Raw genomic sequence first — 20,653 nt, 5'->3', positions numbered from 1 at the left:
GGAGGAGAGCCGCGATCCGTGGTCCGCGCCCGCGAGATGCGGGCGCGGACGGACCGTCACTTGAACTCGGCCGCCCAGTAGGCCTCGATCTGCTGCACCAGCTCCGGCGGCAGCGGCACGTAGTGCAGTTCGCTGGCCTGCGCCTGGCCCGACTCGAACGCCCACTTGAAGAAGTCCCGCGTCGCCTGGCTGCGCGCCGCGTCCTTGGGCTGCTTGTGCATCAGCATGAAGTTGGTCGCGGTGATCGGCCACGCGTCGGCGCCCGGTGCGTTGGTGATCACCAGGTTGAAGTCCTGCGCGCCGGCCCAGTCGGCGGTCGCGGCAGCCGCGGCGAAGCTCTGCTCGCTGGGCTGCACCCAGTTGCCGGCGGCGTTCTGCAGCGAGGCGTAGGGCATGCCGTTCTGCAGCGCGTAGGCCAGTTCGACGTAGCCGATCGAGCCCTTGATCTGCTGCACGTACGAAGCGACACCCTCGTTGCCCTTGCCGCCCACGCCGGTCGGCCACTGCACCGACGTGCCTTCGCCCACCTTCGACTTCCAGTCCGGGCTGACCTTGGACAGGTAGTTGGAGAAGTTGAACGTGGTGCCCGAGCCGTCGGAGCGGTGGACGATGCTGATCTTGCCGGCCGGCAGCGTCACGCCGGGGTTGAGCGCGGCGATCGCCGGATCGTTCCAGGTCGCGACCTTGCCCAGGAAGATGTCGGCGAGCAGCGCGCCGGTGAGCTTGAGCTGGCCGGGCTCGAGACCCTCGACGTTGAGCACGGGGACCACGCCGCCGATCGCCGAGGGGAACTGGCCGAGGCCCGCGGCCTGCAGTTCGGCGCTGTCGAGCGGCTTGTCGGACGAGCCGAAGTCGACGGTGCCAGCCTTGATCTGGGCGATGCCGCCGCCCGAGCCGATCGACTGGTAGTTGACCTTGTTGCCGGTGGCGGCGTTGTAGTCGGCCGACCACTTGGAGACCAGCGGGTAGATGAACGATGCGCCGGCGCCGGAGATCTCGGCGGCGACGCGGTCGCCTGCGCCCTGTTGCGCGGCGGGCGCGCCGTCGGCGGCCTGGCCGGCCGGAGCGTCGTTGCCGCCGCCGCAGGCGGCGAGGAAGATCAGGGAGGACAGCGCGAGTGCGCCGATGCGGACCGGATGACGGGACATGCGGGGCTCCATGTAAGGGACGACGCGGGGCGCCGCCGGGGTGCGCTCATGAAATGATGTTTTTGTTACAGGCGTATGACGCCGGGGCCGGCCGCTGATTGACGCTCGGGTGTGTCGCGTCGGATAGCGGTCGAAGCGGCGCCGCGGACGGGCTCGCCCCCACCCGGCGCCGTTGGCGCCGACCTCCCCCGCAGGCGGGGGAGGTAACCGTTGGGTAGCGGCCCCGGAAGCCCTCCCCCGCGTGCGGGGGAGGGTTGGGTGGGGGCGTACGTCGGAACGAAAAAAAACGGGCCCGAAGGCCCGTCGAGGAAGAAAAGACGCATCGCGGGGAAGCGGGACCGGCCGGGAGAGGGCGACCGGACCCGCGGGTGGCGCGTCCGCGATGCGCCGGGAGGCGGTCAGTACTTCGCGTTCTGCGTCCAGTAGCGCTCGACCTGCTGCACCAGCGAGGCCGGCAGCGGCACGTAGCCGAGCTGGCGCGCCTGCGGGCCGCCGTTGGCGTAGACCCAGCGGAAGAACTCCTGCGCGTTCTTCGCACCGGCGCGGTTCTTCGGGTTGCGGTGCATCAGGATGAAGTTGGTCGCGGTGATCGGCCAGGCGTTCTCGCCCGGGGCGTTGGTCATGACCAGGTGGAAGTCGCGGGTCGCGGCCCAGTCGGCGCTGGCGGCGGCGGCCGAGAAGGTCTCCTCGCTCGGGTTGACGAAGTTGCCCGCGGCATTCTTCAGGCGCGAATAGGCCAGGCGGTTCTGCAGCGCGTACGACAGCTCCACGTAGCCGATGCCGCCCTTGATCTGCTTGACGTACGCGGCCACGCCCTCGTTGCCCTTGCCGCCGATGCCCACCGGCCACTTGACCGTCGTGCCTTCGCCGACGCCGCTCTTCCACTCCGGGCTGACCTTGGACAGGTAGTTGACGAAGTTGAAGGTGGTGCCCGAGCCGTCGGAGCGGTGCACGACCGTGATGCGTGCGTCGGGCAGCGCCAGGCCCCCGTTGAGCGCGACGATCGCCGGGTCGTTCCATCGGGTGATCTTGCCCAGGAAGATGTTGGCCAGCGTCGTGCCGTCGAGCTTCATCGCGCCGGCCGCGATGCCCTCGACGTTGACGATCGGCACCACGCCGCCGATCACCGACGGGAACTGCACCAGACCGGACTTCGCCAGGTCCTCGGGCGGCAGCGGGGCATCGGACGAGCCGAAGTCGACGGTGCCGGCCTTGATCTGGGCGATGCCGCCGCCCGAGCCGATCGACTGGTAGTTGACCTGCTTGCCGGTCGCGGCGCGGTAGTCGGCCGACCACTTGGTCATCGCCGGGTAGACGAACGAGGCGCCGGCGCCGGTGACGTCGTTGGCCAGTGCGGGCGCGGCGAACGTGGTCGCCAGCAGCGTGGTCGACAGCGCGACGGCCGCGACCCGGTTCTTGAGCAGTGCGTACATGAGGTTCCCTGGAGTGATGGACGGCCCACAGCGCCGTGCGGCGTATTCCACGCATTCGCCATGACAGCCCGGCGTCAATCCCGTGACCACGCGATGACGGTGGCCGCGGGCAGGCGTGGCGGCCGGCCAATGCGCCTGTCATCTGGCCGTCATGCAACTGCCATCGGGTTGTCAGCGAGGCCGCGCAGTCTGCGCAGCGTCGCTAACGGGCGCTTAACGCCAGGACGGATCACGCGGGGCGTGACGCACGGATGGCGCTTCGACTCCTCTCACTCTCTCCACGGGAATCCACCATGCGTCATTCCATCCTGGCCGCGTCCGTCGCACTCGCCGTCGCGTCCGTTTCCTTCGCAGCTGCCGCCCAGTCCCCGCGCGATGCCGAAGTCGCGGCGCTGCGCGCGCAGCTGGCCGAACTGCAGGCCAAGGTCGACGCGCTGGAGGTGCGGACCGACGCGCAGTCCGACATCAACATCGGCACCCAGGAAAGCCTGGACAAGATCGCGACCACCGCGCCGACGATCGATACCAAGGGCGGCCTGAAGGTCACCTCGGCCGACAAGCAGTTCGAGTTCTCGGCCGGCGGCCGCATCCACTTCGACGCCTACGCCTTCGACCGCGACGAGGTCTCGACCACCGGCACCAGCGAGTTCCGCCGCGCGCGCATCACGCTGCAGGGCAAGGCCTACGGCTGGGAGTACAAGTTCGAACAGGACTTCGCGGCCGGCAACGGCCTGGAGGGCTTCCGCGACGTCTACATCGCCAAGTCGGCGCTGGGCGGCAAGTTCACCATCGGCCACTTCAAGCCCTACCGCTCGATGGAGGAACTGACCAGCTCCAACGAGATCCTGATGATGGAGCGCCCGTTCGCCTCGGCCACCGGCCTGTTCAACGGCCGCCAGTTCCAGCAGGGCGTGGGCTACCTGCGCGCCGACGGCAACTACACCGCCGGCCTGTCGGTGTTCAACCTGCGCAGCGCCTCGGGCAGCCGCAACGAAGGCGTCGGCGCGGCCGGTCGCGTGACCTTCGCGCCGATCAACACCGCCGACAGCACGCTGCACTTCGGCGGCTGGGCCAGCCAGGAGAATCTCAACCAGGGCTCGGCGGACTTCTCGGCCTCGGCCAACTACGCCGGCCGCCGCGGCCCGGCGCAGACCGTCGCCACGACCACCGGCGCCAGCCGCAACCAGGTGACCGCGGTCGGTGTCGAGGCCGCAGGTTCGTTCGGCCCGCTGTTCTTCCAGGGCGAGTACGCCAACGCCACGTTCGGCCAGCCGGCCGGTCCCGACCAGGACGTCGCGACCTGGTACGTGCAGGGCAGCTGGCTGCTCAACGGCGGGCACAAGGCCTACAAGCCGGGCAACGGCATCTTCGCCTCGCCCAAGGTCGCCGACCGCGGCCTGTGGGAGCTGACCGCGCGCTACGACACGATCGAGAACAAGGACGTGCGCGACATGGACGTCAGCAGCTGGATCGTCGGCATGAACTACTACGTCAACCCGAACCTGCGCTTCATGTTCAACTACACCAAGGGCGACAACACCTTCACCGGCGACGAGACCGGGCAGTACGCGCTGCGCACGCAGTTCGCGTTCTGACCACGCGGTCGGCGCCACGCACGGGGCCCGCGGTGCATGCCGCGGGCTTCGTGCGTTTCGGCGGCCCGATCGGGGCGGACATGCGCGTGCGGCATGCCGGCAGGGCGGATCGGACGCGGTCGGGGCGCGTGCCGGCGCCCGGCTGCGGTTAGCATGGCGGACCGGCGCCGCGGGAGAGACGGCGCCGTCGCCGGCCCGCTTCCGCGGGCCCTCGTTCCGCAGTCCCGGGGAGTACCGTGAGCAAGCCGCAATCCCACCGTTCCCGCCTGTTGCAGGCGGCACTGGCCGTCGTCGCCCTGTTGCCCGCGCTGGCCTCCGCCCAGGCCGTCGAGCCGGTCGACCTCGACGTCGTCGCCAGGATCCGCCACGAGGCCTTCCACCGCTCGCAGGCCGCCGCCAACCTCAAGGAACTCACCGAGACGATCGGTCCGCGGCTGACCAACTCGCCGGCCCATGCGCGTTCGGCGCAATGGGCGCGCGGGAAGCTGGCGGGCTGGGGCCTGGCGAACGTGCACGACGAGGTCTACGACCCGGCGTTCGGTCGCGGCTGGGAGTTCCGCGCCTCGCGCGTCGAACTGATCGCGCCGCGCGAGCTGCCGATCCACGCGCTGCCCAAGGCCTGGACGCCTGGCACCGACGGCCCGGTCGAGGGCGAGGTGGTGCTGGCCACGTTCAAGACGCTCGAGGACATCGACAAGCAGCGCGGCAAGCTCGCCGGCAAGGTCGTGCTGCTCGACGAGGCGCGCGCCTACAAGCCGGCCGACAAGCCCGACTTCCGCCGCTACACCGAGGAGGATCTGGGCGAGCTGCAGACCTTCCCGGTGCCGCAGGACCCGGCCGGCGACGCGCAGGACAAGCGCCTGGAGGAGTACCGCAAGCGGCAGGCGCTCAACCGCGCGCTCAATGCGTTCTTCGCCGAGGAAGGCGTGCTGGCGACGCTGTCGATCAGCTCCTGGGACAACGGCATCGTCCGGGTGATGGGCGGCGGCGCGCGCAAGGCCGGCGAGCCGGTCGGCGTGCCGGACCTCGTCGTGGCCGCCGAGCATTACAACCAGCTCGTGCGCGCGGTCGAGCGCGGGCAGGCGCCGCGGCTGCGCCTCGACGTGGATGCGCGCTTCACCAGCGACGGCGACCTGTCGGCGACCAACACGTTCGCCGAGCTGCCGGGCACGTCGAAGGCCGACGAGCTGGTGGTCATCGGCGCGCACCTCGACTCCTGGCACACCGGCACCGGCGCGGCCGACAACGGTGCCGGCGTGGTCGTGATGATGGAGGCGATGCGCATCCTCAAGGCGATCGACGCGCGTCCGAAGCGCACGATCCGCATTGCGCTGTGGGGCGGCGAGGAGCAGGGCCTGCACGGCTCGGCCGGCTACGTGTCGCGGCACCTGGCGGCCTATCCCGAGCCGACCGATCCCGAGCAGCGGGCGCTGCCGCAGTCGTTCCAGCGCGGCACCGGCCCGTTGCAGCGCCGGCGCGGCTACGACCGGTTCTCCACGTATTTCAACTTCGACAACGGCACCGGCCGCATCCGCGGCATCTATGCGCAGGAGAACCACGCCGCGGTGCCGGTGTTCCAGGCGTGGCTGGCGCCGTTCGCCGACCTGGGCGCGAGCATCGTCACCACGCGCAACACCGGCAGCACCGACCACATCGCCTTCGACCGCGTCGGCCTGCCGGGCTTCCAGTTCGTGCAGGACCCGGCCGACTACTTCAGCCACGTCCACCACACGCATCTGGACACCTACGACCATGTGGTGCCCGAGGACCTGAAGCAGGCCGCGGCGATCATCGCCTCGTTCGCCTATCACGCGGCGATGCGCGACGAACGCCTGCCGCGCAAGCCGTTCGTCGAACGCGACGAGTGATGCGGCAGGGTACGGCGGCGCATGTGTCGCCGTGCCCGCCCGGTCGATCGCAAGGCGCCGTTGCTCAGTCCACCGTCCCGGGGGTCTTGTCCTTGAACCGGCACAGGTCCCGGATCACGCATTTCGGACAATCGGGCCTGCGCGCCTTGCAGGTGTAGCGGCCGTGCAGGATCAGCCAGTGGTGCGCGCCGAGCAGGAATTCCTCCGGCACCACGCGCAGCAGCCGGTCCTCGACGGCGCGCACGTCCTTGCCCGGCGCCAGGCCGGTGCGGTTGGACACCCGGAAGATGTGCGTGTCGACCGCGATCGCCGGCTCGCCGAACACCGTATTGAGCACGACGTTGGCGGTCTTGCGGCCGACGCCGGGCAGCGCCTCGAGCGCGGCGCGGTCGCGCGGCACCTCGCCGCCGTGCTGCTCGACCAGGATGCGGCAGGTCGCGATGACGTTCCTGGCCTTGGCGTTGAACAGCCCGATCGTCGCGATGTGGCGCTTGAGCCCGTCCTCGCCGAGGTCGAGGATCGCCTGCGGTGTGTTGGCGACCGGATACAGCCGCCGGGTCGCCTTGTTGACCCCGACGTCGGTGGCCTGCGCCGAGAGGATCACCGCGACCAGCAGCTCGAACGGGGTGGTGTACTCCAGTTCGGTCGTCGGCTCGGGATCGAGCGCGCGCAACCGCGAGAACAGGTCGTGGATCTCGGCGCGGGTCAGCGTCGGGCCGCGGCGCCGGGGCGCGGCGGGCAGGACGCCGACGCTCATGCGCCACCCCCGGCGCGCGCCTTGGCGCGGGCCAGGATCGCCGCGGCGCTCGCCGGCAGCGCGGGTCGTGGCGGTGCTGCACCGGCGGCCGGGCCGGGCGGCGCTGCGGGCGCCGGCGCGCGTGCGGCCTCACGCGCGGCCGCGCGCCGTGCGAGCCGGGCCTCGCGTATGCGGTAGCGCGCGCGCGCGTCCCAGGCCGCCTGCAGCCGGGCGCGCGCGTCGAGCAGCAGCCTGCGCGCGTCGTCGTCGAGCGCGGCGGCCCATGCCTCCGGCCAGGCGGCCATCAGGCCGGCGTCGATCGCGCCGTCGACGTCGTCGGCGCGCAACAGCGCGACCAGTCGATCCAGGGCGGGCGGGCTGGCGGTGGGCTGGCCGGGCATCAACGGTTCCGGAACTCGGGCTTGCGTCGTTCCAGGAACGCGCGCGTGCCTTCGCGCATGTCCTGGGTCGAGAACGCCAGCCCGAACTGCGCGGCCTCGTATTCCAGGCCCTCGCCGAGCGCGGCCTCGCCGCCGACGTGCACGCAATCGAGGATGCCGCGCAGCGCCAGCGGCGCGGCGCGCGCGAGCTGCGCGGCCAGCGCCATCGTCTCGGCCTCCAGCTTCGCGGCCGGCACCACGCGGTTGACGATGCCCAGCGCCTGCGCGCGCACCGCGTCGATCGGCGCGCCGGTCAGGCACAGTTCGAGGGTCGCCGCGCGGCCGGCCAGCCGCAGCAGGCGCTGGCTGCCACCGAAGCCCGGGATCAGGCCGAGGTTGATCTCGGGCTGCCCGAGCCTGGCGGTGTCGGCGGCCACGCGCAGGTGGCAGGCCATCGCCAGCTCCAGCCCGCCGCCGAGCGCGAAGCCGTTGACCATCGCGATCACCGGCTTGGGCATCGTCTCAATGCGGCGCATCGTGCGCTGCCCGCGCAATGCGAAGTCGCGGCCCTCGACCGGTTGCAGTCCGGCCATCTCGGCGATGTCGGCGCCGGCGACGAACGCCTTCGGGCCGGCACCGGTGAGCACGACCACGCGGACGTCGGGCGCCTCGGCGGCGGCTTCGAATGCGGCGAACAGCGCGTCGAGCGTCGCCGAGTTCAACGCATTCATCTTGTCGGGGCGGTGGACGGTGACGGTGCGGATGCCGTCGCGGTCGGCGGTCAGCAGCGGGGAGTCGGACATGCGGGCTCCAGGCACGGGATGCGGCGCCGGGAACTCGCCGGAGCGCGTGCGGTCGGAAGGGGAGGTCGTCAGTGGCGGTTAAGCCCTGCGACCGCTATCCTAGCGCGTCAAGAGGGGCGGTTCGACCGCCCTTTCTCGTACAGGCGATACCGAATCTGACCTAGCGGAGAACCAGGGAATGAAGTTGCGTTTTATTGCGGCCGCCGTGGCGGCCATCACGTTCAGCGGTTCCGCGCTCGCCCAGCAGCAGGCCGCCGCTCCCGCGGCATCGGCGACCGACAGGACCACGCTGAGCTATGCGCTGGGGTTCGATCTGGGCAACCGCCTGGCCGAGACCGGTGAGCCGGTCGACGTCAACACGATCATCAAGGGCCTGCAGGACGGTCACGGCAAGAAGCAGCCGACCTACACCCCCGAGCAGATGGGCACCGCCTACAACGGCTTCCAGCAGCGCATGCAGCAGAAGATCGTCGCCGAGCGTCGTGCCGCGCTGACCGAGAACGAGGGCAAGGCCTCCGCGTTCCTGACCGAGTACAAGGCGCGCGAAGGTGTGGTGTCGCTGCCCAGCGGCGTGATGTACCGCGTCGTCGAGGCCGGTTCGGGCGCCAAGCCGACCGCCGCCAGCCAGGTCGAGATCGCCTACCAGGCGCTGATCGTGCCAGTCGGCATCGGCGTCAGCGCCGAGGACAAGACCGCGCCGTTCCGCGTGTCCGAAGCCCAGATCACCGGCCTGCGCGAAGTGCTGCCGCTGATGCCGCTCAACGCGGTCTACGAGATCGTGCTGCCGCCGGGCAAGTTCGTCACCGGCGAGAACGCGCAGGAGATCGCCAAGCAGCCGGTGGGCGTGATGGTGAAGCTGCTCAGCGTGCGCTGATCGACGTTTCGCAAGCGTGTCAGACGACGCCGACGTGCCCTGCACGTCGGCGTCGTCGTTTCCGGGCCCCTAGCCGCCGGGCGTACGCGTCCGCGACGCGCCGGTAGAATGACCGGATGGATGCCCCATTCCGCGCCGTCCCCACGCCCTGCACCGGCGTGTGTACGCTCGACGACCGCGGCCGTTGCCACGGCTGCCTGCGCAGCGCCGACGAGATCGCGCGCTGGCTGCAGATGGACGACGCGCAGCGCCGCCACCTGATGGACGTGGTGCTGCCGGCCCGCGAGGGTGCGCGCGCATGAGCCCGCCGGTCCTGGCCGCACGCCTGCGCCGCGTGCTACATCCGCTCGACGGCGCGCCGACCGCGCGCGGCTGGAACGTCGACGAACTCGATGGTCTGCTGGCGCCCGACGCCGCGCTGCGCGAGGCCGCGGTGCTGGTCGGGCTGGTCGAGCGCGCGGGCGGCCTGCAGGCGCTGCTGACGCGGCGGACCGACACGCTGCGCCACCACGCCGGCCAGGTCAGCTTTCCCGGCGGCCGGCTCGAGCCGGAGGACGGCGGTCCGCTGCAGGCCGCGCTGCGCGAGGCGGGCGAGGAGATCGGCCTGGCCCCCGCGCAGGCCGCCCCACTGGGCTTCCTCGATCCTCTGGCCACGGTCACCGGCTACCGGGTGGTGCCGGTGGTCGCGATGCTCGATCCCGACTTCGCGCCGGTGCCCGACCCGGGCGAGGTGGCCGAGGTGTTCGAGGTGCCACTGGATTTCCTGATGTCGCCGGCGAAGCTGCGCCGGGTCGACATCGAGTTCGCCGGGCGCACCCGCCACGTGCTCGAGTACGAGACCCTGGCCGATGCGCCGACGCATCGCATCTGGGGCGCGACCGCGTCGATCCTGCTGAATCTGCGCCGCCACCTGGAGCGGGCATGAGCGCGGACTGGAGCACGCTGGTTTCGGCCGAGGCGTTGGCTGCCGCGCTCGGGCGGGACGATCTGGTCATCGTCGACTGCCGGTTCTCGCTCGCGGCCGCGGCCGGTGCGGTCGACGCCGGCGAGCGCGCCTGGCGCACCGCGCACGTGCCCGGTGCGGTGTACGCGCATCTCGACCGCGACCTGTCGGGGCCGCACGCCCCGGGGCGTGGGCGCCATCCCTGGCCGACGGCCGCGGCCTTCGCGCAGGCCCTGGGCCGCTGGGGGATCGGCGAGGGCGTCCAGGTCGTGGCCTACGACGACGGCGACGGCGCGTTCGCCGCACGTCTGTGGTGGCTGCTGCACAGCTTCGGCCATCGCCGGGTCGCGGTGCTCGACGGCGGCTGGGCGCGCTGGACCGCGTTGGGACTGCCGGTGGATGCGAGCGTCACCGCACGTTCGCCGCGCGACGCCGCCGGTGCCTTTGCGGCCGACGCGCTGCTGCACGCGGCCGACGACATCCGGCGCCATGTCGCGGCGGGCGGCCTGCTCGTCGACGCCCGCGCCGCGCCACGGTTCCGCGGCGAGGTCGAACCGATCGATCCGCGCGCCGGCCACGTGCCGGGCGCGGTCAACCGGCCGTATGCCGACAACCTGGCCGACGGCCGCTTCAAGCCTGCCGATGCGCTCGCGCGCGAGTTCGGCGTGCTGCTCGACGGCCGCCCGCCGTCGGCGCTGGTCGCGATGTGCGGTTCGGGCGTCACCGCCTGCCACCACCTGCTGGCGATGGCGCATGCCGGGCTCGACGGTGCACGGCTGTTTCCCGGCTCGTGGAGCGGCTGGATAGAGGACCCCGCGCGTCCGGTCGCGACCGGACCGTAAGGCGCGCGAGCCGCGCAGTGCTTGGGCGACGTGCGTCAGCGCCCCAGTCGCGCCACCAGTGCGCGCAGGCCGGCCTGCGTGTCGGGCGCGTGCCAGGCGGCGAGCTGGCGATCGAGATCGAGGCGGTCGGGCTGCAGCGCCTCGACGAGATCGGCGCGCGCGATCCGGCGCGTCTCGCGCATCGGCGCCTGCGGCAGCGCGAGCAGCGAACGCACCCAGTCGCAGGCGTCGGCGACCGTCGCCTCTGCGTCCGCGAGCGCGTCGACCAGGCCGAGCCGCAACGCCTCGTCCGGATCGACCTGCAGGCCGCCGACCAGCAGGCGCTCGGCCTGGCGCTGGCCGACGGTGCGCCGCATCAGTTGCTGGATGCCGATCGGCGCGACCAGCCCGACCTGGGTCTCGTTGAGGCCGATGCCGAAGGCGCCGCGCGCCATCACCCGGTAGTCGCAGGCCAGCGCCAGCACGCAGCCACCGGCGGGTGCGTGCCCGGTGATCGCCGCGGCGACCGGCACCGGCGAGACCGCGACCGCGCGCACCGCGTCGAAGAAGCCCTCCCAGGCCCCGCGCAGCGCAGCCGCGTCGAGCGTCAGCAGGTCGGGGACGTCGAGTCCGGCCGAGAAGAACCGCGGCTGGCCCGACAGCACCAGCCCGGCTGCGCCGTCGCCGGGCGCGGCCTCGACGGCCGTGCGCAGTGCCTCGCACAGCGTCGGGTCGAGCGCATTAACCGGTGGGCGGGCGAGCCGCAGCTCGCGGATCGGGCCATGGTCGAGGATCTCGATCGGGGACGGCATCGCGGGGCTTCCGGGTAGCGGGACCCGCGATGGTAGCGGCAACTCAGGCCAGCGCCTTGGTCCGCACAGATTCGGGCAGCGCGGTGGGCCGCCCGGTCGCGCGGTCGATCCAGACCACGACCACGTGGCCGTCGGCGTGCAGCGTTTCGCCGTCCTCGGACACGATGCGGTGGCCGACGGTGACGCTGGTCGTACCCACGCGCTGCGCCGACAGTTCGACGACGATGCGCGAGGGGTAGGGGATCGGCAGCCGATAGTTCATCTGCACCGCGGCCAGCAGCGGCGCGGTGGCGTCGGTGACCCAGGGCTCGCCGACCGAGTCGAACCAGCGGATGCGCGCCTCCTCCAGATAGGTCATGAAGGTCGCGTTGTTGACGTGGTCGAACGCGTCGAGATCGCGCCAGCGCAACTCGATCGGCACGCGGATCAGCAGCTTCGCATCGTTCATGCCTTGGCTCCCTTCGCCGTGGACTTCTTCGCGGCCCGCTTGGCCGCCGGCTTTGCCTTGGCCTTGGTGTCGGTCTTGCGCAGTTCCGCACGGACTGCGGCGTCGGCCTCGGCGGCCTTGGTCGAGGCGCCCTTGCGCGGCAGCGGTTTGGGCAGGTGCGCGGTCGACTTGCGTGCCAGCTTGCGTGCCGCCCGCGGCTCGGCGGCCTCGGCGGGCACGGTCTGCAACAGGCGCGCGAGGAACTGGCCGGTGTGCGACTGCGGCATCGCGGCGACCTGCTCGGGCGTGCCCTCGGCGATGATCTGCCCGCCGCGGTGCCCGCCCTCCGGACCGAGGTCGATCACCCAGTCGGCGGTCTTGATGACGTCGAGGTTGTGCTCGATCACCACCACTGTGTTGCCGTCGTCGCGCAGCTTGTGCAGCACGCTGAGCAGGTGCTCGATGTCGTGGAAGTGCAGGCCGGTCGTGGGTTCATCGAGGATGTAGAGCGTGCGCCCGGTGTCGCGGCGCGAGAGTTCCTTCGACAGCTTGACGCGCTGCGCCTCGCCGCCCGACAGCGTGGTCGCGCTCTGTCCGAGCTTGACGTAGCTCAGGCCGACGTCGACGAGCGTCTCGAGCTTGCGCGCGATCGGCGGCAGGTGCTCGAACAGGCCCAGCGCGTCCTCGACCGTCATCTCCAGCACGTCGTGGATGCTGTGGCCCTTGTAGAGGATCTCCAGCGTCTCGCGGTTGTAGCGCTTGCCCTGGCAGACGTCGCACGGCACGTAGACGTCGGGCAGGAAGTGCATCTCGACCTTCAGCAGGCCGTCGCCCTGGCAGGCCTCGCAGCGGCCGCCGCGCACGTTGAAGCTGAAGCGGCCCGGCGAGTAGCCGCGCGCGCGCGCCTCGGGCACCTGCGCGAACAGCTCGCGCAGCGGCGTGAACAGACCGGTGTAGGTCGCCGGGTTGGAGCGCGGGGTGCGCCCGATCGGCGACTGGTCGATGTCGACGACCTTGTCGAACAGGTCCAGGCCCTCGATCTCGCGGTACGGCGCGGCCTTGTGCGAGGCGCCATTGATCTCGTTGGCGGCCAGCGAATGCAATGTATCGTTGATCAGCGTCGACTTGCCCGAACCCGAGACGCCGGTGATCGCGGTGAACAGCCCCGAATGGATCGTCAGGTCGACGTCCTTGAGATTGTTGCCCGACGCGCCGAGCAGCCGCAGCCGCATCTTCGGATTGGGCGTGTGGCGCTTGGCCGGGATCTCGATCCGGCGCTTGCCCGACAGGTACTGGCCGGTCAGCGAGCGCGGGGCCTTGAGCACGTCGTCGTAGCTGCCCTGCGCGACGACCTCGCCGCCGTGCACGCCGGCGCCCGGGCCGATGTCGACGATGTGGTCGGCCAGGCGGATCGCGTCCTCGTCGTGCTCGACGACGATCACCGTGTTGCCCAGGTCGCGTAGGCGGGTCAGCGTGCCGAGCAGGCGCTCGTTGTCGCGCTGGTGCAGGCCGATCGACGGCTCGTCGAGCACGTACATCACGCCGACCAGGCCGGCGCCGATCTGCGAGGCCAGCCGGATGCGCTGCGCCTCGCCGCCCGACAGCGTGTCGGCCTTGCGTTCGAGCGTCAGGTAGTCGAGGCCGACGTCGACGAGGAAGCTCAGCCGCTCGCCGATCTCCTTGACGATCTTGGCCGCGATCTCGCCGCGCCAGCCAGGCAGCTCCAGGCCCTCGAAGAACGCCAGCGCCTCGTCGATCGGCAGCACGACCAGCGACTGCAGTGGCCGGTCGGCGACGAAGACGTTGCGCGCCGAGCGGTTGAGCCGCGCGCCGCCGCAGTCGGGACACGGCCGCTCGCTGATGAACTTCGCCAGTTCCTCGCGCACCGCGGCCGACTCGGTCTCGCGATAGCGCCGCTCCAGGTTCGGCACGATGCCCTCGAACCGGTGCTTGCGCTGGGTGCGCGCGCCCGAGTCGGTGATGTAGGTGAAGGTGATCGTCTCCTCGCCGCTGCCCATCAGCACCGCGTCGCGCGAGGCCTGCGGCAGGTCCTGCCACGGCGCATCGACGTCGAACCTGTAATGGCGGGCCAGCGACTGGATCAGCTGGAAGTAGTACGCGTTGCGGCGGTCCCAGCCGCGCACCGCGCCGGCGGCCAGCGACAGCTCGGGGTGCACGACGACGCGCTCGGGATCGAAGAACTCGCTCATGCCCAGCCCGTCGCAGGTCTGGCAGGCGCCCATCGGCGCGTTGAACGAGAACAGCCGCGGCTCGAGCTCGGGCAGCGCGTAGTCGCAGACCGGGCAGCTGTACTTGGACGAGAACAGCTGCGGCGGGATCGACGCATCGTCGATCGCCTGCACCGAGGCCATGCCCTCGCCGAGCTTGAGCGCGGTCTCGAACGACTCGGCCAGCCGCTGCTTCATGTCCTCGCGGACCTTGAAGCGGTCGATGACCGCCTCGATCGTGTGCTTCTGGCGCAGCGCCAGCGTCGGCAACGCATCGATCTCGTACAGCTCGCCGTCCACGCGCACGCGCACGTAGCCCTGGGCGCGCAACTGCTCGAAGACCTGCGCGTGCTCGCCCTTGCGGTCGCGCACGACCGGCGCGAGCAGCATCCAGCGCTGTTCGGGGTCGAGGGCCAGCACCTGGTCGACCATCTGGCTGACGGTCTGCGCCTCGAGCGGGTAGCCGTGGTCGGGGCAGCGCGGGCTGCCGACGCGCGCGTAGAGCAGGCGCAGGTAGTCGTAGATCTCGGTGATCGTGCCGACGGTCGAGCGTGGGTTGTGCGAGGTCGACTTCTGCTCGATCGAGATCGCCGGGCTCAGGCCCTCGATGTGGTCGAGGTCGGGCTTCTCCATCACGCTGAGGAACTGCCGCGCGTAGGACGACAGTGACTCGACGTAGCGGCGCTGGCCTTCGGCGTAGATCGTGTCGAACGCCAGCGACGACTTGCCCGAGCCCGACAGGCCGGTGATGACGATCAACTGGTCGCGCGGCAGGTCGAGATCGATGTTCTTGAGATTGTGGGTACGGGCACCGCGAATGCGGATGGTGTCCATCGCCATCGACGTCAGGTCCGGTTGGAGGGCGGGGGAGGCACGGCACGCGCCCAGGGCGCGGGAACGGGCAATCGGTCAGACTACCGAGCCGCTCATTTGGGGGCAAATCGGCGCAACGCCAGTGTGAGTGCGGCCGGTCTCAGCTGGTGAGACGGCGCCGTTCAGCGAAGGGGCCGTTCCGTAGGAGCGCGCTCGCGCGCGAAGGGCTGTCTCTCAGCAGGATCCCCGGGAATGCTTCATCGCGCGCAAGCGCGCTCCTACGGGGCAATCCGTGGCGCAGCCCGGGTCCCGGCGCGCACGCCGGCCCCAGGATGAAGCCCGGTCCTGGGGCGACTTGACCGCAACCCACTGATCCCATTAAAGTCCCGCTCCTGTCCGCCCTCGATGGCGGCAGCGACCACAATAACTACAGAGGAAGTCTGGTCATGAGTTATGCAGTCCTGGTGACGGGCGGCAAGCAGTACCGCGTGATGGCGGGCGAGACGCTGCGCGTCGAGAAGCTCGACGGCGACGTCGGCAGCGAGATCAAGTTCGACAACGTGCTGCTGCTCGGCGACGCCGACGGCGTGAAGCTCGGCGACGCGATCGCCGGTGCCAGCGTCAGCGCGACGATCAAGTCGCACGGCCGCGCCGACAAGATCCGCATCATCAAGTTCCGCCGCCGCAAGCACCACATGAAGCGGCAGGGTCACCGTCAGCACTACACCGAAATCGAGATCACCGGCATCGCCGGTGGCAGCAAGTAAGGAGCAGCAGGCATGGCACACAAGAAGGGCGTAGGTTCCTCGCGCAACGGCCGCGACTCCAACCCGAAGTACCTCGGCGTCAAGATCTACGGCGGCCAGGCCATCGAGGCCGGCAACATCATCGTGCGTCAGCGCGGCACCCAGTTCCATCCGGGCAGCGGCGTCGGCCTGGGCCGCGACCACACGCTGTACGCGCTGGTCGACGGCAAGGTCGAGTTCACGACCAAGGGTCCGAAGAACCGTCGCACCGTCAACGTCGTCGCCGCGCAGTAATCCGCGCGACGCCGTCCGACACGAAGCCCCGCTCCGGCGGGGTTTTTCATTCCGGCGGGCCGTGGGCCTGTCGGACGGGATTCGGGATGGGGGATTCGGGATTCGAGCGCGCTGCGCTTGCGAGTCCCGGGTCGGTTCATCGCGCTGACCGCTTGTTCCAATCCCGAATCCCCCATTCCGAATCCCGGCTCTTATGAAACTCGTCGACGAAGTCGAAATCACCGTCACCGCTGGCAACGGCGGCAATGGCTGCGTCGGATTCCGGCGCGAGAAGTTCATCCCGCTCGGCGGCCCGGACGGCGGTGACGGCGGCGATGGCGGCAGCGTCTGGCTGGTCGCCGACGAGAACCTCAACACGCTGGTCGATTTCCGGCATCAGACGATGTACCGCGCGCAGCGCGGCGAGAACGGCATGGGCCGGCAGATGTACGGCAAGGGCGGCGACGACCTGACGATCGTCGTGCCGGTCGGCACCGTCGTGCACAACGTCACGACCGACGAGGTCATCGGCGACCTCACCGCCCACGGGCAGCGGCTGCTGGTGGCGCGCGGCGGCAAGGGCGGCCTGGGCAACATGCATTTCAAGAGCTCGACCAACCGTTCGCCGCGCCAGTCGACGCCGGGCGAGGGCGGCGAGGAACGCACGTTGCGGCTCGAGCTCAAGCTGCTGGCAGACGTCGGTCTTCTGGGCTTTCCCAATGCCGGCAAGAGCACGTTGATCCGTGCGGTCTCGGCGGCGACACCGAAGGTCGCCGACTATCCGTTCACCACGCTGTACCCGAACCTGGGCGTGGTCAGCGTCGAGCCGGCGCGCAGCTTCGTGATCGCCGACATTCCGGGCCTGATCGAGGGCGCGGCCGATGGTGCGGGCCTGGGCGCGCTGTTCCTGCGCCACATCCAGCGCACCCGGCTGCTGCTGCACCTGGTGGAGATCGCGCCGCTCGACGGCAGCGATGCGGTCGATCAGGTGCGGGCGATCGAGCGCGAGCTCGGGAAGTTCGATGCGGCGCTGCTCGACAAGCCGCGCTGGCTGCTGATCAACAAGGCCGACACCTTGCTGCCCGAAGAGGCGCAGGCCGAGGCCGCGCGGATCGTCGAGGCGCTGGGCTGGGCCGGCCCGTGGTTCCTGGTCTCGGGCCTGGCCCACGAGGGCACGCGCGAGGTCATGCTCAAGGTGCAGGCCGCGCTCGACGACCTCGACCGCGCCGCGCGCGAGGCCGCCGACGCGGTCTGACGGCGCGGGCCGACGTGCGCGTCACCGGAACCCGGCCGCAGGCCGGGTTTCGCGTTCTTGGGGCTTGCCGCGGTCTCCCGTAGGAGCGCGCTCGCGCGCGATGGGGTGTTCCCGGTAATGCCCATCGCGCGCGAGCGCGCTCCTACAAGGGGAGGCGTTAGGCAGCCGGCACGGTTGCTCGGCCGCGATGCGTGCACCAACAAAGCCGGCCTTTCGCGCATCGCGCTCAGGCAGCTGCGCGGGCATGGTCGCAATACCGCGCCACAAAAAAACCCGGCCGGAGCCGGGTTCTTCTCGCATCGACCGCCGGGGCGGCCGGGCAGGGCTCAGGCAGCGGCCTTGAGCGCCTTGATGCGGGCCGACAGGCGGCTCTTGTGGCGGGCGGCCTTGTTCTTGTGGATCAGGCCGCGCGAGCTGAAACGGTCGAGGATCGGCTGGGCGACGTTGAACGCCTCCTGCGCGCCGGCGGCGTCGTTGGCGTCGAGCGCCTTGAGCACCTTCTTGACGGCGGTGCGGAGCTGCGAGCGCTGGGCGGAGTTGCGCGCGTTGCGCACGACGGTCTGCTTGGCGCGCTTCTTGGCGGACTTGATGTTTGCCACGATGGATTCCTGGAAGCTGGACGTGTGAAAATCCGGCTTGGCCGGACCAATGGAAATTTGAGCAGGAAATTATGGTGCTTTCATATACTTGCGTCAACAGGCCCGGCCTGAACGGGATGCGACGGTGACGGCCTCCGATCCGGCCGCCGCGGCGCCCGAGGCCCGGGCACGCGGCGGGCTGCTGCGCTCGAGCGCGGTGTTCAGCGCGATGACCCTGCTGTCGCGCATCGCCGGCTTCGCCCGCGACATGCTGCAGGCGACGCTGTTCGGTACCGGTGGCGCGATGAGCGCCTTCATTGTCGCCTATCGCATCCCCAATTTCCTGCGTCGGGTGTTCGCCGAGGGCTCGATGGCGATGGCCTTCGTGCCCGTGCTCAACGAGATCAAGGAGCGGGGCGACCGCGCTGCGCTGAAGTCCTTCGTCGACCACATGGCCGGTGCGCTGTGCGCGGTGGTGCTGGTCGTCTGCGCGGCCGGCATGCTGCTGGCGCCGCTGGTCGCGCGGCTGTTCGCGCCGGGCTGGGCCGATCAGCCAGAACTGCTGGCGCAGACCGCGCAGATGCTGCGGATCACGTTCCCGTATCTGCTGTTCATCTCGCTGATGTCGCTGGCCGCGTCGATCCTCAACAGCCACGGCCGCTTCGGGCTGCCGGCGTTCACGCCGGTGCTGCACAACCTGACGATGATCGCCGCGATGCTGTGGCTGGCGCCGCGGTTCGACCTGCCGCCGCAGGGCCTGGCCTGGGGCGTGCTGGTCGCCGGCTTCCTGCAGCTCGCGCTGCTGTGGCCGGCCCTGGGGCGGCTGGGGCTGCGGCCGCGGCTGCGGCCGGGCTTCGGCCACGCCGAGGTGCGCAAGGTCGGGCGGCTGATGCTGCCGACGCTGTTCTCCTCCTCGGTAGCCCAGGTCAACCTGATCGTGGGCACCGCGTTCGCGTCGCTGCTGGCCAGCGGCAGCGTCGACTGGCTGTACTACTCGGACCGGCTGATCGAGTTCCCGCTGGGCCTGTTCGGCGTCGCGCTGGGCACGGTGATCCTGCCGCACCTCTCGCGCCGGCACGCGGCCCAGGACGCGCAGGGCTACAGCCAGTCGCTGGACTGGGGCCTGCGCATGGCGCTGCTGGCCGGCGTGCCGGCTGGCCTCGGCCTGCTGCTGCTGGCAGAGCCGATCACCGCGACCGTCTACAACTACGGCGCATTTGGCGCCCACGACACGCGGATGGCGGCCGTCAGCCTGACCGCGATGAGCCTGGGCGTGCCGGCCTTCATGCTCAGCAAGGTGCTGGCCCCGGCGTTCTACGCCCGCCAGGACACGAAGACGCCGATGCGCGCGGCGATCTGGACGGTCGCGGCCAACGTCGCGCTGACCATCGCGCTGACCACGCCGCTGTGGCTGTACGACGTCCCGGGTGCGCACGGGGGCATCGCGCTGGCGACGGCGCTGGCGGGCGTGGTCAACGCGACGCTGCTGTGGCGCTACCTGCGCCGGCGCGCGATCTTCGTGCCCGAGCCGGGCTGGGCACGCTACCTGCTGCGGCTGGCCGGCGCTTGCGTGGCGATGGCGGCGGTGGTGCTGGCGCTGCGCGGCTGGATCGGCGACTGGACCGCGATCGACGGCTGGCAGCACCGGATCGCCTGGCTGGCGCTGGCGATCGGCGCCGGGGCGGCCGCCTACGGGGTCGCGATGCTGGCCCTGGGGCTGCGGCCGCGTCACCTGCGGCACTGAGCATCGCGGACGCCGGGGCAGGGCGGGCCGCGGCGCGGGGGCTGCGCCCGCTATAATCTCCGGTCACCTTCCGGAGCGCGGCGTCCGACGCCGTCTCCGCCCGACGAGACGCCATGAGCAGGCTGTTCCGCGACATCGCCGGCGGGTCCGAGTGTGCCGACGGCAGCGTGGTCTGCATCGGGGCGTTCGACGGCCTGCACCTCGGGCACCAGGCGCTGGTGCGCCACGCGGTCGCGCGCGCGCATGCGCTGGGCGTGGCCGCCGCCGCGCTGAGCTTCGAGCCGCTGCCGCGCGAGTTCTTCGCCGCCGCGACGCCGCCGCCGCGGTTGGGGCCAGTGCGGGCGAAGATCGAGGGCCTGCGCGCGCTCGGCGCCCACGTCGTCGGGCTGCTGCGCTTCGATGCGCGGATGGCGGCGATGTCGCCCGAGGCCTTCGTCGAGCAGGTGCTGCTGGCACGGCTGCGCGCGCGCGAGGTCTGGGTCGGGCCGGGCTTCCGGTTCGGGCACCGGCGCGCCGGCGAACTGGCGACGCTGCAGGCGCTGGGCCGCGAGGCCGGCTTCGTCGCCGGCGAGATCGAGCCGCTGGTGGTCGACGGCGAGCGGGTGTCGAGCACGCATATCCGCGCCGCGCTCGTGGCCGGCGACTTCGTCCACGCCGCCCGTCTGCTGGGCCGGCCGTACGCGGTGTCCGGCCGCGTGGTGCGCGGCCAGCAGCTCGGCCGCACGCTCGGCTACCCGACCGCCAACCTGCGCTTCGGCGGCAAGGTACCGGCGCTGCGCGGCGTCTACGCCACGCGCGTGCACGGCATCGGCAGCGATGCCGATCGAAGCCGGCCGTGGCCGTCGGTGTCGAGCTTCGGCACCCGGCCCACCGTTGGCGGCGTGGAGCCGCTGCTCGAGGCCCATCTGTTCGACTTCGACGGCGACCTGTACGGGCGCAGGATCGAGGTCGAGTTCGTCGCCCGGCTGCGCGACGAGGAGAAGTTCGACGACCTGCCCGCCCTGGTCGCGCAGATGGACCTGGACGCGGCCCGCGCCCGGGCCCTGCTCGCCGAGGCGGCCGCCGGCGCCCCACCACGACAAGAACCGCAACGACAGGACTACGCGTGAGCGCCCAGGCCGACAATTCCCCCAACCCCTACAAGTCGACGATCCACCTGCCGGCGACCGACTTCCC

At 71.1% G+C, this 20,653-nt stretch carries 18 protein-coding genes and 1 pseudogene; 10 read left to right on the top strand and 9 right to left on the bottom strand.

Features of this window, described 5'->3' with window-relative positions:
- Positions 1 to 56: 56 nt before the first annotated feature.
- Together pstS (WQ56_RS06805) and pstS (WQ56_RS06800) are read right to left on the bottom strand one after the other, a co-directional pair.
- Entirely contained in the window at positions 57 to 1,148 is a 1,092-nt protein-coding gene (gene pstS / locus WQ56_RS06805; RefSeq protein WP_047136319.1) for a phosphate ABC transporter substrate-binding protein PstS, read from the bottom strand.
- Between the two features lie 398 nt (positions 1,149 to 1,546).
- Entirely contained in the window at positions 1,547 to 2,581 is a 1,035-nt protein-coding gene (gene pstS, locus WQ56_RS06800; protein ID WP_047136318.1) for a phosphate ABC transporter substrate-binding protein PstS, read from the bottom strand.
- Positions 2,582 to 2,874: 293 nt separating this feature from the next.
- Between pstS (WQ56_RS06800) and WQ56_RS06795 the strand changes: the two genes are divergently transcribed.
- Together WQ56_RS06795 and WQ56_RS06790 are read left to right on the top strand one after the other, a co-directional pair.
- Entirely contained in the window at positions 2,875 to 4,176 is a 1,302-nt protein-coding gene (locus WQ56_RS06795; protein ID WP_052772888.1) for a porin, read from the top strand.
- Between the two features lie 269 nt (positions 4,177 to 4,445).
- Positions 4,446 to 6,044, top strand: coding sequence for a M20/M25/M40 family metallo-hydrolase (locus tag WQ56_RS06790; protein ID WP_047136317.1), 1,599 nt, complete (start codon positions 4,446 to 4,448; stop codon positions 6,042 to 6,044).
- Between the two features lie 64 nt (positions 6,045 to 6,108).
- Here the strand turns inward: WQ56_RS06790 and nth are convergent, their stop codons facing one another.
- The 3 genes from nth to WQ56_RS06775 are packed head-to-tail and all read right to left on the bottom strand — an operon-like array spanning position 6,109 to position 7,963.
- A complete protein-coding gene (gene nth / locus WQ56_RS06785) occupies positions 6,109 to 6,801 on the bottom strand; it encodes an endonuclease III (RefSeq protein ID WP_047136316.1) in 693 nt (230 codons plus the stop codon).
- Positions 6,798 to 7,181 carry a hypothetical protein gene (locus WQ56_RS06780; RefSeq protein WP_047136315.1) on the bottom strand — a complete coding sequence of 128 codons (384 nt, stop codon included), beginning with the start codon at positions 7,179 to 7,181 and terminating at the stop codon, positions 6,798 to 6,800. The genes nth and WQ56_RS06780 overlap by 4 nt, the downstream gene beginning before the upstream one ends.
- The gene (locus tag WQ56_RS06775) at positions 7,181 to 7,963 is read right to left on the bottom strand and encodes an enoyl-CoA hydratase-related protein (protein ID WP_047136314.1); all 783 of its coding nucleotides are present in this window, start codon (positions 7,961 to 7,963) and stop codon (positions 7,181 to 7,183) included. The genes WQ56_RS06780 and WQ56_RS06775 overlap by 1 nt, the downstream gene beginning before the upstream one ends.
- A gap of 178 nt (positions 7,964 to 8,141) precedes the next feature.
- Between WQ56_RS06775 and WQ56_RS06770 the strand changes: the two genes are divergently transcribed.
- The 3 genes and pseudogenes from WQ56_RS06770 (at position 8,142) to WQ56_RS06760 (ending at position 10,622) form a co-directional block, all read left to right on the top strand.
- Positions 8,142 to 8,837, top strand: a complete 696-nt coding sequence (locus WQ56_RS06770) for an FKBP-type peptidyl-prolyl cis-trans isomerase N-terminal domain-containing protein (protein ID WP_047136313.1) — start codon at positions 8,142 to 8,144, stop codon at positions 8,835 to 8,837.
- 116 nt (positions 8,838 to 8,953) lie between these two features.
- A pseudogene (locus WQ56_RS06765) lies at positions 8,954 to 9,762 on the top strand (DUF1289 domain-containing protein).
- Entirely contained in the window at positions 9,759 to 10,622 is an 864-nt protein-coding gene (locus tag WQ56_RS06760) for a sulfurtransferase (RefSeq protein WP_047136312.1), read from the top strand. The pseudogene WQ56_RS06765 and the gene WQ56_RS06760 overlap by 4 nt, the downstream one beginning before the upstream one ends.
- 35 nt (positions 10,623 to 10,657) lie before the next feature.
- Here WQ56_RS06760 and WQ56_RS06755 read toward each other — a convergent pair whose 3' ends face one another.
- The 3 genes from WQ56_RS06755 to uvrA are packed head-to-tail and all read right to left on the bottom strand — an operon-like array spanning position 10,658 to position 14,908.
- Entirely contained in the window at positions 10,658 to 11,413 is a 756-nt protein-coding gene (locus tag WQ56_RS06755; RefSeq protein WP_047136311.1) for an enoyl-CoA hydratase/isomerase family protein, read from the bottom strand.
- Between the two features lie 43 nt (positions 11,414 to 11,456).
- A complete protein-coding gene (locus tag WQ56_RS06750; RefSeq protein WP_047136310.1) occupies positions 11,457 to 11,861 on the bottom strand; it encodes a thioesterase family protein in 405 nt (134 codons plus the stop codon).
- The gene (uvrA, locus tag WQ56_RS06745; RefSeq protein WP_047136309.1) at positions 11,858 to 14,908 is read right to left on the bottom strand and encodes an excinuclease ABC subunit UvrA; all 3,051 of its coding nucleotides are present in this window, start codon (positions 14,906 to 14,908) and stop codon (positions 11,858 to 11,860) included. Before uvrA ends, WQ56_RS06750 begins: the two co-directional genes overlap by 4 nt.
- A 419-nt stretch (positions 14,909 to 15,327) precedes the next feature.
- Here uvrA and rplU point away from each other — a divergent pair, with 419 nt between their 5' ends.
- The 3 genes from rplU (at position 15,328) to cgtA (ending at position 17,155) form a co-directional block, all read left to right on the top strand.
- Positions 15,328 to 15,648, top strand: a complete 321-nt coding sequence (gene rplU, locus WQ56_RS06740; protein ID WP_047136308.1) for a 50S ribosomal protein L21 — start codon at positions 15,328 to 15,330, stop codon at positions 15,646 to 15,648.
- Positions 15,649 to 15,660: 12 nt separating this feature from the next.
- A complete protein-coding gene (gene rpmA / locus WQ56_RS06735) occupies positions 15,661 to 15,921 on the top strand; it encodes a 50S ribosomal protein L27 (protein ID WP_047136307.1) in 261 nt (86 codons plus the stop codon).
- 193 nt (positions 15,922 to 16,114) lie between these two features.
- Entirely contained in the window at positions 16,115 to 17,155 is a 1,041-nt protein-coding gene (gene cgtA / locus WQ56_RS06730; RefSeq protein ID WP_047136306.1) for an Obg family GTPase CgtA, read from the top strand.
- Between the two features lie 326 nt (positions 17,156 to 17,481).
- On the opposite strand, the gene rpsT is transcribed toward cgtA, so the two are convergent.
- On the bottom strand, positions 17,482 to 17,754 hold the full coding sequence (rpsT, locus tag WQ56_RS06725; RefSeq protein ID WP_047136305.1) for a 30S ribosomal protein S20: 273 nt from the start codon (positions 17,752 to 17,754) through the stop codon (positions 17,482 to 17,484).
- Positions 17,755 to 17,932: 178 nt separating this feature from the next.
- On the opposite strand from rpsT, the gene murJ reads away from it, so the two are divergent.
- Together murJ and WQ56_RS06715 are read left to right on the top strand one after the other, a co-directional pair.
- The gene (gene murJ, locus WQ56_RS06720) at positions 17,933 to 19,477 is read left to right on the top strand and encodes a murein biosynthesis integral membrane protein MurJ (protein WP_082132244.1); all 1,545 of its coding nucleotides are present in this window, start codon (positions 17,933 to 17,935) and stop codon (positions 19,475 to 19,477) included.
- A gap of 113 nt (positions 19,478 to 19,590) precedes the next feature.
- Positions 19,591 to 20,586, top strand: a complete 996-nt coding sequence (locus WQ56_RS06715; RefSeq protein WP_047136304.1) for a bifunctional riboflavin kinase/FAD synthetase — start codon at positions 19,591 to 19,593, stop codon at positions 20,584 to 20,586.
- Positions 20,587 to 20,653 lie beyond the last annotated feature (67 nt).

This window comes from Luteimonas sp. FCS-9, assembly GCF_001014645.1.
In the GTDB taxonomy this organism is placed as follows: domain Bacteria; phylum Pseudomonadota; class Gammaproteobacteria; order Xanthomonadales; family Xanthomonadaceae; genus Luteimonas.
The sequence above is the reverse complement of the archived record's forward strand: the minus strand, read 5'-3'. Positions and strand labels throughout refer to the sequence as shown.

Coding starts and splice junctions, on each gene's coding strand:
- pstS (WP_047136319.1), bottom strand. CDS start 1,148: ATGTCCCGTCATCCGGTCCGCATCGGCGCACTCGCGCTGTCCTCCCTG.
- pstS (WP_047136318.1), bottom strand. CDS start 2,581: ATGTACGCACTGCTCAAGAACCGGGTCGCGGCCGTCGCGCTGTCGACC.
- WQ56_RS06795 (WP_052772888.1), top strand. CDS start 2,875: ATGCGTCATTCCATCCTGGCCGCGTCCGTCGCACTCGCCGTCGCGTCC.
- nth (WP_047136316.1), bottom strand. CDS start 6,801: ATGAGCGTCGGCGTCCTGCCCGCCGCGCCCCGGCGCCGCGGCCCGACG.
- WQ56_RS06780 (WP_047136315.1), bottom strand. CDS start 7,181: ATGCCCGGCCAGCCCACCGCCAGCCCGCCCGCCCTGGATCGACTGGTC.
- WQ56_RS06775 (WP_047136314.1), bottom strand. CDS start 7,963: ATGTCCGACTCCCCGCTGCTGACCGCCGACCGCGACGGCATCCGCACC.
- WQ56_RS06770 (WP_047136313.1), top strand. CDS start 8,142: ATGAAGTTGCGTTTTATTGCGGCCGCCGTGGCGGCCATCACGTTCAGC.
- WQ56_RS06760 (WP_047136312.1), top strand. CDS start 9,759: ATGAGCGCGGACTGGAGCACGCTGGTTTCGGCCGAGGCGTTGGCTGCC.
- WQ56_RS06755 (WP_047136311.1), bottom strand. CDS start 11,413: ATGCCGTCCCCGATCGAGATCCTCGACCATGGCCCGATCCGCGAGCTG.
- WQ56_RS06750 (WP_047136310.1), bottom strand. CDS start 11,861: ATGAACGATGCGAAGCTGCTGATCCGCGTGCCGATCGAGTTGCGCTGG.
- uvrA (WP_047136309.1), bottom strand. CDS start 14,908: ATGGCGATGGACACCATCCGCATTCGCGGTGCCCGTACCCACAATCTC.
- rplU (WP_047136308.1), top strand. CDS start 15,328: ATGAGTTATGCAGTCCTGGTGACGGGCGGCAAGCAGTACCGCGTGATG.
- rpmA (WP_047136307.1), top strand. CDS start 15,661: ATGGCACACAAGAAGGGCGTAGGTTCCTCGCGCAACGGCCGCGACTCC.
- cgtA (WP_047136306.1), top strand. CDS start 16,115: ATGAAACTCGTCGACGAAGTCGAAATCACCGTCACCGCTGGCAACGGC.
- WQ56_RS06715 (WP_047136304.1), top strand. CDS start 19,591: ATGAGCAGGCTGTTCCGCGACATCGCCGGCGGGTCCGAGTGTGCCGAC.